This window comes from Pseudoalteromonas sp. ESRF-bin5 (assembly GCF_002632075.1).
GTDB classification, from domain to species: domain Bacteria; phylum Pseudomonadota; class Gammaproteobacteria; order Enterobacterales; family Alteromonadaceae; genus Pseudoalteromonas; species Pseudoalteromonas marina.
The window spans coordinates 1-10,330 of sequence record NZ_NTLW01000177.1; the positions used below are offsets into that span (position 1 = coordinate 1).

Sequence of the window (10,330 nt, forward strand, 5' to 3'; positions counted from 1 at the left end):
AGCAAGTTCACAAATAATTCAATGTTTTTTAGTGAATTATGCCAACTTAATTTTACTCTTGTAATGGCTATATGGTTATTAAACCATATACATCGCGCCATTTACATGCAAAGTTTCGCCTGATACATACGCAGCAGCGTCAGATGCTAAATAACACACTGCAGCTGCAATTTCGTCAGGTTGACCTAAACGACCCGCTGGCACATTAGCTAAAGTGGCTGCTTTTTGGTCATCGGTTAGCTCGTTGGTCATATCTGTTTGGATAAAACCCGGTGCAATTACGTTTACTGTAATACCGCGCGAGGCAACTTCGCGTGCAAGTGATTTAGAAAAACCAATAACACCCGCTTTAGCTGCAGCGTAGTTAGCTTGCCCTGCATTACCCATAGTGCCTACTACCGAACCAATATTAATAATACGGCCGTTCTTTTTCTTCATCATTGGGCGTAATACTGCCTTAGACAAACGGAAAATAGAGCTTAGGTTGGTGTCGATAATATCGTCCCACTCGGCTTCTTTCATTCGCATCAGTAAATTGTCGCGCGTGATACCTGCGTTATTTACTAGTACGTCAATATCGCCTAAGTCGGCTTTTATTGCTGCCAAAGTAGCCTCAATTGAAGCTGGATCGGTGACGTTCAATGCATAACCTTTACCGTTATCACCTAAATAGTCACTAATGTTAGCCGCACCTGACTCGCTTGTTGCTGTACCAGCGACTTTTGCGCCTTGTGCAACCAGCATAGTTGCAATTGCTTTACCAATACCACGGCTTGCGCCTGTAATTAGGACAACTTTGCCCTCTAAAGAAAATAAGTTAGACATTTTTTTACTCTTATTTAGCTGTATCAATTGAAGCGGCGTCGTTTACTGAGCCACATACCATTGCTTTATCAATTCGTTTTGCCAAGCCTGTTAATACTTTACCCGGACCAAATTCGTAGCTCTGCGTTACACCTTGCGCTACTAATGCTTGCACGGTTTCTGTCCAGCGTACTGGACTGTATAATTGACGCACAAGTGCATCTTTAATCGCGTTAGCTGAACTTTCTGCTTTTACATCTACATTATTGATTACATCACACTTAGGTGTATTAAATGTTAAAGCGGCTAAATCATTCGCCAGTTTTTCTGCTGCCGGCTTCATCAGTTCGCAGTGCGAAGGCACACTAACCGATAGCGGTAATGCGCGTTTTGCGCCCGCTTCTTTACAGGCTACTGAGGCTCTATCTACTGCCGCTTTATGCCCGGCTATTACAACTTGACCTGGTGAATTGTAGTTAACTGGCGATACAACTTCGCCTTGCGCCGATGCTGCACACGCCGCTTTAATTTCGTCGTCGCCTAAACCAATAATAGCCGCCATCGATCCCACACCTGCAGGTACGGCTTCTTGCATGTACAAGCCACGGTTTTCTACTAATTTTACAGCTTCGCTTAAACTAATTACGTTACTGCATACCAGTGCTGAATATTCACCTAAGCTGTGCCCGGCCATGACAACATCGGCGTCTGGGTTTTTAGCTAACCAGTCGCGATAAATCGCAACACTTGCGGTTAATAATGCAGGTTGAGTTCGGTGGGTTTCGTTTAGTTTTTCTTCTGGACCGTTAAGAACTAACGCTGCTAAGTCGTATCCCAATGCGGTTGATGCTTCTGCAAACGTTGATTTTACAATGTCGGAGGTTTCTAAAAGCGCTTGTAACATACCTACGCTTTGCGAACCTTGACCTGGGAATAGAAGTGCAATTTTTTGTGCCATACTTTGCTCTTTTTAATTAAACAAATAAATAATGAAATACACGGCACATCAATTTACTGATTGGCCACCGTGTCTTTAGAATGTGTTTTTTCGAAAATAGCGGCTATTTTAGTGGGAAGTTGGCGTTCAACTTCTTTTACCGCTTCATCGATTGCTGCTTGAAATGCCTTAGCTGAGGCGTTTCCATGGCTTTTAACGACAATACCGCGCAATCCTACCAGAGAAGCACCGTTATACTGGTCGGGGTTCACCCTTTTATAGAGTTTTTTTATGATTGGGCTAAGGATAAACGCCATACATTTATATATAAGGTGTTTTTCGAGGGCTTTTGAGAACTTATTCATGATAAGTTTGGCAATACCTTCACAGGTTTTAAGGGCAACGTTGCCAACAAACCCTTCACATACGATAACGTCGGCCTTACCTGTAAAAATATCGCTACCTTCACTGTAACCAATATAATTTATATGTGGGCTTTGCTGCATTAATTGCGCAGCGTGTTTTATGTCGTCGTGGCCTTTTATGTCTTCGGCACCAATGTTTAACAAACTTACGCGCGGGTTATCACAACCAAGCGCTTGGCCTGCAACCACGGAGCCCATTAGACCAAATTGGTAGAGTATTTCGCTATCGCAATGTACGTTTGCGCCTAAGTCGAGTAAATACACTGGATTTTTACGCTCTGTTGGTACAGATGAAATAAGTGCGGGACGTTTTACACCAGGCAACATTTTTAATACGTAATGCGCCATAAAAAATAACGCGCCAGTATTACCTGAACTTACGCATGCTTGAGCCTCGCCTGATTTAACTAAATCAAGGGCAACGCGCATTGAAGAATCTTTTTTTGAACGAACAGCAACAGCAGGTTCGCAGGCATTAGTGACTATTTCACTGCAATGACGAATTATGAGTCTTGGGTGAGATAAAGAATCGAGGGATTCGAGTTCTTTAGATATAACTTGCTCGTTACCACACAGTATAAGTGTAAGGTTGGCGTGAGCGTTTACTGCACTAACAGCAGCAGGAATAGATGAACGGGGGCCGTAATCGCCCCCCATCATATCTAACGCTATGGTTAGATTATTCAGCATCAAAGCAATCTCTTAGTTAGAAATTACTTGAACGCCTTTGTAGTAACCGTCAGCAGTTACATGGTGACGACGATGAGTCTCACCTGAAGTTTGGTCAACTGTTAAAGTTGGACCGTTGATCGCATCGTGTGAACGGCGCATGCCGCGTCTTGCACGAGACTTTTTGCTTTTTTGTACAGCCATTAGTCTTCTCCTAAGAATCTTTCTTAAGTTGTTTCAAAATATCAAATGGATTTGGTTTATCATCTTCCGCTTTTAATACACCAAAGCTGGCAGGCTTTGACGAGTAATTGCACGAAGCTTCGTTGTGTGTAGGCACTAATGGCACCGCTAAAATTAATTCGTCTTCGATTAACTCAAACACGTTAATTTCACCGTTTTCATCAAGCGCTACTTCATCGTAGTCTTCTGGAAGATCATCCGACTCAGCATCCAAGCCAATTGGCGAATACATAAAGTCTTGATCCAAATCCAACCCTAAATCATCATTACAACGTTGACAAGTTACAGTAACGTGTGTGGACAAATTGCCGCTAATCACAACTAAACCTTGCTCATCGTTTTTGCACTGAATTTTTACCGCTATTTCACCTACTTCTTCCTGTACAACACCTCGTAAACGAGTCAGTTTTTCAAGCGGTACAATACCATCGTATGATAAACGGTGTTGCGCTGCTTTCCCAGGATGAAGAGTGAAGGGAATTTTTACCTTTTGCATAGGGGCTGCATCATATAGATAGTTAGTTTGTTAGTCAAAGTAAAAAACCATTTTTACTAGGTTTTTCACGTGTTTTACTCACGGATCTGATTTATCCTAACTCAATCTGATTTATCTTAGGAAAACCATTCATGAAGCACTCGCTTATTTTAGCCTCAAGCTCGCCTTTTAGGCAGTCTTTATTACAAAAATTTAATTTACCGTTTAAAGCCTTTTCACCCGATGTTGACGAATCAGCCCTTGAAAACGAAACACCCAATGAGTTAGTTAAGCGTTTAAGTGAACTTAAAGCTACTGAAGCTACTAAACATTTTAACGAAGGTTTAGTTATTGGCTCTGATCAAGTGGCTGTGTTTAATGACCAAATTTTAGGTAAGCCGCACACTAAAGAAAACGCCGTAAAGCAATTGAGCCTGTTTAGTGGCCAAACAGTTACTTTTTTAACCGGATTATGTGTTTTTGATATTCAAAGTGGGCAAAGTAGAAGCCTTGTTGAACCATTTAATGTGACTTTTAAAACACTCACTACAGCGCAAATTAGCGCATACTGCGATGCAGAACAGCCTTATAATTGTGCTGGTAGCTTTAAAAGTGAAGGACTCGGCATTTGTTTATTTGAAAAACTAAGCGGTGACGATCCCAATAGTTTAATTGGTTTGCCACTCATTAAACTCAGCCAATTATTAGCTGAGTTTAATGTTGATGTGTTGAGCTTACAAACTAAATAACGCTTTCTGTTAGTATTAGCCTATTAAAACCTGTTGCAACTGTTGGTAGCTATCGACTGTTGCAATTGGGTCATACTCACTTAATTGCTGTGCATTGTGTACACCCATAGTAACGCCTATTCGGTCCATGTTTGCTGCCCTACCCATTGCCATATCAATTTGTGTATCACCTATCATTACAGCTTCGTTGGCACTTACGCCAAGCTCCGCTAATAATTGATAAAGCATATCGGGTGAGGGTTTAGACTGTGCGTCGTTACTTGTGCGGGTGGCACTAAAAAAATGCCTCAGCTGGCTTTGATCTAATAAGCGTTCTAAGCCGTCTCTTCCTTTACCTGTTGCAATAGCAAGTACTGCCCCGTTTTGTTTAAGGGCATTGAGTACGTTTGCTACATCATCAAATACAGGTGTAGGTGTTGGGTCAACTTTATAATGTGCCTTGTATGCATTAATTAGTGCGGTTTGCTTTGTTGGGTGACTGGGGAATAACACCGCCATTGCCTTTTCAAGCGACAGCCCAATAATATTTTTTATTGCGGTGTCGCTTGGCGGTGCAATATTTAAAGATTGTGCACTGCATTTAATACAGTTAACTATTTTGTCAATTGAGTCCATGATGGTGCCGTCCCAATCAAAAATAACTAATTTGTATTGATTACTGGCCATACATTAAGACTCTTTAGCTGCGCGTAACTTTAATAAGCAATTGCTAAGGGCTTTATCAAGGGGTGCTTCTACACGCATAGTGGTTTCGTTTTTAGGGTGATAAAAACTTAAATCGTGCGCGTGTAAAAATAAGCGATTTAAACCTACTTTGCGCATTCCTGCGTCAAACGCTTGGTCACCGTATTTGTCGTCGCATGCAATTGGATGCCCTTTGCATTGGGTGTGTACACGAATTTGGTGTGTTCGCCCTGTCACTGGCGACGCTTGTACAAGTGAACATTCGTTAAAACGCTCTAGTACTTTAAAACGAGTATGCGACGGTTTGCCTTCAACATTATCTACACGTACAACGCGCTCGCCCGATTTAAGCGTGTTTTTGCGCAGGCCTTCGGTTACGTTTTTAGTTTTACCATCCCACTGGCCGTCAACTAACGCCCAATAGTTTTTTTCCATGGTTTTTTCACGAAGTTGCTCGTGTAACGATGTTAAAACTGAGCGGCGTTTTGAAATGAGTAAACATCCTGATGTATCGCGGTCTAGCCTGTGCACCAGCTCAAGGTTGCGCTCTTCTGGGCGAAGTACGCGCAGCGCTTCTATTAAGCCATAACTTAAACCACTGCCACCATGAACAGCCATGCCCGACGGTTTATTTATAACAATGAGGTATTTGTCTTCAAATAAAATATCGTCTTCGAGGCGCGTTACTTTATCTAGTTTTGAAGGCACAAACTCTTCGCGCTCTGCCACTTTTATAGGTGGGATACGAATGATGTCGTCTAACTGTAATTTATATACTGGCTTAATACGTTTTTTATTTACACGCACCTCGCCTTTACGAAGAATTTTGTAGATTGCGCTTTTAGGCACCCCTTTTAAATGGGTAATAAGAAAGTTATCAATTCGCTGACCTAAATGGTCTTCGTTGATTGTGACAAAAGATACTTGTAAGCCGGTTTTTTCTGACATTGCCTAATCACTGATTTAAGTAAAATAATTTAGTTGCTAACACAGTTATAATAGTGGGATAATCAGCAGCGCAAATATTTAGTATTTGCAAATAACAACGGTGCTTTTTAACTTAACACATTAAAACATTCGTGATGCACATTCTGGGTAGCCGATCATACAGATCCGAGTTAAGTTTTCCAAAGCTTTTATACATACCTAGTAAACACGTGCGGTCAACTAACAGCAATGCGCGTAATATATTGCAGGTTAAGTTTGAACATGAAGTGGTTTTTAATGCGATTGAAAAAGCAATGAACAGATAATTTGTCTGATAGTGACGGCGTAAAAAGCGCCGTTCAGCAACTGCTCAATTATTGTAGTACCGTAAAGCAGCTTATTTAGAACTAAAAAAATCTAATAAATAAGTATTCATTAACATCGGCAGCGAATTTTGCTCTTAAACCAGGATTTAGCGATACATCACACTGTATTGCTCACCCACTTAATGAGCCCTACGCGCCTAATATGAATGACATTTAATAAGATTGATATGACAGGCCGACTTCTGGGTAAAACTTGTAGACGTAGCTGAAAAGCCGACAGTTTTAACACCATTAAGAATTTAATAGCGTTTAGTACGCTATTGTTTGCCAGCATTTAAAAAATACTGCTTACGAAAATACAGAGCCGTTCCGTTAAAGACCCAGTCGTGAGGCTGCACATTCTAAAAATAGGAACAACTGAACAGGCGAGAAAACATCGTCATGTCAGCGACATAATTTAATAGAGTAACAATATGAAACGTATGCTAATCAATGCAACGCAGCAAGAAGAAATGCGCGTAGCACTGGTTGATGGCCAGCGCCTATATGATTTAGATATAGAAAGCCCAGGTCACGAACAGAAAAAAGCCAATATTTATAAAGGCAAAATCACACGCATTGAACCATCTTTAGAAGCAGCATTTGTTGATTACGGTGCTGATCGTCATGGTTTCCTTCCTTTAAAAGAAATTGCCCGCACTTACTTCCCTGCTGGTTACACCTTTAACGGTCGTCCGAATATTCGTGACGTGATCAAAGAAGGCCAAGAAGTAATAATTCAGGTTGATAAAGAAGAACGTGGCCAAAAAGGCGCAGCGTTAACAACTTTTATTAGTGTTGCTGGTAGTTACTTGGTACTTATGCCTAATAACCCTCGTGCTGGCGGTATTTCTCGCCGTATTGAAGGTGATGAGCGTACCGAACTTAAAGAAGCACTCAGCCGTTTAGAACTACCTAAAGGTATGGGCTTAATTGTACGTACTGCGGGTGTTGGTAAATCGTTTGAAGAATTAAATTACGATTTAAAAGCGTTATTAGTTCACTGGGAAGCTATTAGACAAGCTGCCGACAGTGCTAAAGCGCCGTTTTTAATTCACCAAGAAAGCAACGTAATTTTCCGTGCGATTCGTGATTATTTACGTCGTGATATTGGCGAAATTTTAATTGATAAGCCACGTGTTTTTGAAGAAGCTAAAGCGCACATTGAGCGTTTTCGTCCTGACTTTATGAGCCGCGTTAAGCTTTACCAAGGCGACACACCGTTATTTACGCATTACCAAATTGAAAGCCAAATTGAGTCTGCGTTCCAACGTGAAGTGCGTTTACCATCAGGCGGTTCAATTGTTATTGACCCTACTGAAGCACTTACGTCTATCGATATCAACTCGTCTAAAGCTACAAAAGGCGGCGATATTGAAGAAACAGCACTTAATACTAACCTTGAAGCAGCTGACGAAATTGCACGCCAATTACGTTTACGCGACTTAGGTGGTTTAATTGTTATAGATTTCATCGATATGACACCGCCACGTCACCAGCGTGAAGTAGAAAACCGCTTAAAAGACGCTGCGCGCCCAGATCGTGCTCGTGTACAAATTGGTAAAATTTCTCGCTTTGGTTTACTTGAAATGTCGCGTCAGCGCCTACGCCCTTCATTAGGTGAAGCAAGCCAAGGTGTGTGTCCTCGTTGTAGTGGCCAAGGCACGGTTCGTTCTAACGAGTCTATTGCTCTGTCTATCCTTCGTTTAATTGAAGAAGAAGCAATTAAAGACAACACTTCTCAAGTAAATGCACAAGTACCTGTTGCTGTTGCCGCCTACTTGTTAAACGAACAACGCCGTAGTGTTCACCGTATTGAAAAGCATCACAAGTGTGATGTAGTGATTATTCCTAATCAACACATGGAAACACCACACTACGAAGTAATGCGCTTACGTAAAGACGAAACACTTGAAACAGTAAGTTACGAGCAAGTTGTTGCGCCTGAACCAGAAGCGTTTGAAATGTCAAAATCGCCTGCAGCACCTGTTCGTGAAGAGCCTATGCTGAAAGGTGTTGTCATGCCTTCAAGCCCTGCTCCACAAGCAGCGCCGGCTCCAGCAGCTAAACCTGCAGCGGTAGCCGCTAAGGAAGAAGCGGGTTTATTTACTGCACTTGCTAACTGGTTTAAATCTATTTTTGCTAGCGAAACACCTGAGCAGAAAAAAGAAGCCGTTGAAAAGCAGCAAGAAGAAGCACGTAATAATAAACGTCGTGGAAACGATAATCGTCGTCGTAATAACAATCAACGTCGTCGTAATAACCCTCGCTCTAAACAGCGCACAGACCGCAATACTGATGAAGTAGAAACAAAAACTAATTCACCGGTAGCAAACGAGAACCAAGAGAAGAACGAAAACCGCAACAAGCGTCGTCGTAATTCTAACTCTCGTAAGCGCCCTGAGCACAAAGCAGATAAAGATCAAACTAAAGCGGCAGATGTGCCTGCAAAAGCAAATGCTGATACGAATGCTGCAGAAGCACCTAAAGAGCATAAGCCTAAGGTTCGTCGTCAACGTCGTAACGTTCGTAAGAAAGTACGTATTCAGGACGAAAACGCTGAGCAACTACAAGCAACTGAACAAACTCCTGTTGAAACAGCTGCAGTAGAAGAAAAGCCGCAGGTTCAAGCAAAGCCTGAAGCTCAAGAAAAGCCAGTAGCCGCTGAAAAGCCAGCACCTGTAAAAGAAGAAAAAGTAGAGACTGTTGAGTCGAAAGATGAAACTGTAGCAACTGAAGAAGAGCAAACACGTACACGTTCGCGTCGTTCTCCTCGCCATCTTCGTGCATCAGGTCAGCGTCGTCGCCGTCCTGAAGGTGAAAGTGCTGAAGCTAAATCTGATGAAGCCCCTGCTTTTGTACCGGTTGCTGACCAAGCTGCTGCAGAGTACGAAGCAGAACTCAAAGCAAAATCGGAAGAAACGGCTGTTGACGCTTCTGAACAGGTTGAACAAGCAGTTGCTGTTGAAGATTTAGCTAAAGTTGAAGTTGCTCAAGAGCAAGTAAAAGCTGAAGAGCCAGTCCAAACTGAAGAGCCAGTGCAAGCTGAAGAACCAGTGCAAACTGAAGAACCAGTAAAAGCTGAAGAACCAGTTAAAGCTGAAGAGCCAGTGCAAACTGAAGAACCAGTGCAAACTGAAGAACCAGTGCAAACTGAAGAACCAGTGCAAACTGAAGAACCAGTGCAAGCTGAAGAACCAGTACAAACTGAAGAACCAGTGCAAGCTGAAGAGCCAGTTAAAGCTGAAGAACCAGTTAAAGCTGAAGAACCAGCTTTAGAAGCTGAAGTGGTACCGGTTGAGACTACAGAGACGCCTGTAGAAGCTAAAGAAGCACCAGTAGTTGAGAAAGCGGCTGAGGCAACTTTAAATTCTAAAACAGTGATCACTAAAGGACACGCAAGTGCGCCAATGGCACAACCTGCTCCAGCAGCAGATAGTGAAGTAAAACATGTACCAGTGGCTATGGCTCACGATAAACGTGAACTTATCCCTGATAGTGGTTTACGCCCGGGTTCAATTAAACCTGCTGGACGTGCAAGTTCTGCAATGACAAAAACATTAAGCGCTGATTAGTAAATAACGCTTAATTTAAAAGCCCCGCTATTTTAAATAGCGGGGCTTTTTTGTTTTAAGTGAAGGAGAAGTAAGAAGAAGTGACTATCAAATTACTAACGTCTTCTCTGTGAAGCGCGAAGCGCCTCGGTGCTCTCGGTGGTCCTATTTTATTTATAAAAAATAAGAAACTTCGCTTATAACTTGAGAAAGCTCTTAGTCTACAAATAAATATCAAACTTTACCCCTAGGCGGCTGCTTGCTGGCTTTAAATGCTAGATTTATATCCTTAAAAACAAATATGCACAAAGAGATTAAGAGACGCTGCGCTTTTAGAGAAGTGAAAATGCGGCTTAAATTTTTTTGTCTGCTCATTTTCTCCTCATTCTCTTCTCTTTGTACAATTAAGATCTTTAAAATTTGAAGCTGCGCTTCTAACGTGATCAAGTTCAACGTCTAAAAAATCAACTTACACTTTACCCTGTAGGCGTGAAACTT

General features: G+C 41.9%; 9 protein-coding genes. 2 read left to right on the top strand and 7 right to left on the bottom strand.

Translation table 11 applies throughout. The features are described from left to right. Positions 1–78: 78 nt before the first annotated feature. The 5 genes from fabG to yceD are packed head-to-tail and all read right to left on the bottom strand — an operon-like array spanning position 79 to position 3,574. Complete coding sequence (fabG, locus tag BCG07_RS10585; protein ID WP_006792305.1) at positions 79–825, bottom strand: 3-oxoacyl-ACP reductase FabG; 747 nt, start codon at positions 823–825, stop codon at positions 79–81. Between the two features lie 10 nt (positions 826–835). Then, positions 836–1,762 (bottom strand): ACP S-malonyltransferase, encoded by a 927-nt coding sequence (fabD, locus tag BCG07_RS10590; RefSeq protein ID WP_039037881.1) that lies wholly within the window; start codon positions 1,760–1,762, stop codon positions 836–838. 53 nt (positions 1,763–1,815) lie between these two features. Beyond that, on the bottom strand, positions 1,816–2,856 hold the full coding sequence (plsX, locus tag BCG07_RS10595) for a phosphate acyltransferase PlsX (protein ID WP_010557311.1): 1,041 nt from the start codon (positions 2,854–2,856) through the stop codon (positions 1,816–1,818). Positions 2,857–2,868: 12 nt separating this feature from the next. After that, positions 2,869–3,039 carry a 50S ribosomal protein L32 gene (gene rpmF, locus BCG07_RS10600; RefSeq protein ID WP_004587686.1) on the bottom strand — a complete coding sequence of 57 codons (171 nt, stop codon included), beginning with the start codon at positions 3,037–3,039 and terminating at the stop codon, positions 2,869–2,871. A gap of 10 nt (positions 3,040–3,049) precedes the next feature. Further along, entirely contained in the window at positions 3,050–3,574 is a 525-nt protein-coding gene (gene yceD, locus BCG07_RS10605) for a 23S rRNA accumulation protein YceD (protein ID WP_008126337.1), read from the bottom strand. Between the two features lie 131 nt (positions 3,575–3,705). Between yceD and BCG07_RS10610 the strand changes: the two genes are divergently transcribed. Continuing rightward, positions 3,706–4,302 carry a Maf family protein gene (locus BCG07_RS10610; protein WP_039037883.1) on the top strand — a complete coding sequence of 199 codons (597 nt, stop codon included), beginning with the start codon at positions 3,706–3,708 and terminating at the stop codon, positions 4,300–4,302. Between the two features lie 15 nt (positions 4,303–4,317). Here the strand turns inward: BCG07_RS10610 and BCG07_RS10615 are convergent, their stop codons facing one another. Further along, entirely contained in the window at positions 4,318–4,968 is a 651-nt protein-coding gene (locus tag BCG07_RS10615) for an HAD-IA family hydrolase (protein WP_286890057.1), read from the bottom strand. 3 nt (positions 4,969–4,971) lie between these two features. Then, complete coding sequence (gene rluC / locus BCG07_RS10620; protein ID WP_006792311.1) at positions 4,972–5,934, bottom strand: 23S rRNA pseudouridine(955/2504/2580) synthase RluC; 963 nt, start codon at positions 5,932–5,934, stop codon at positions 4,972–4,974. A 778-nt stretch (positions 5,935–6,712) separates the two neighbouring features. Here rluC and rne point away from each other — a divergent pair. After that, a complete protein-coding gene (gene rne, locus BCG07_RS10625) occupies positions 6,713–9,853 on the top strand; it encodes a ribonuclease E (protein ID WP_286890059.1) in 3,141 nt (1,046 codons plus the stop codon). Positions 9,854–10,330: the final 477 nt, after the last annotated feature.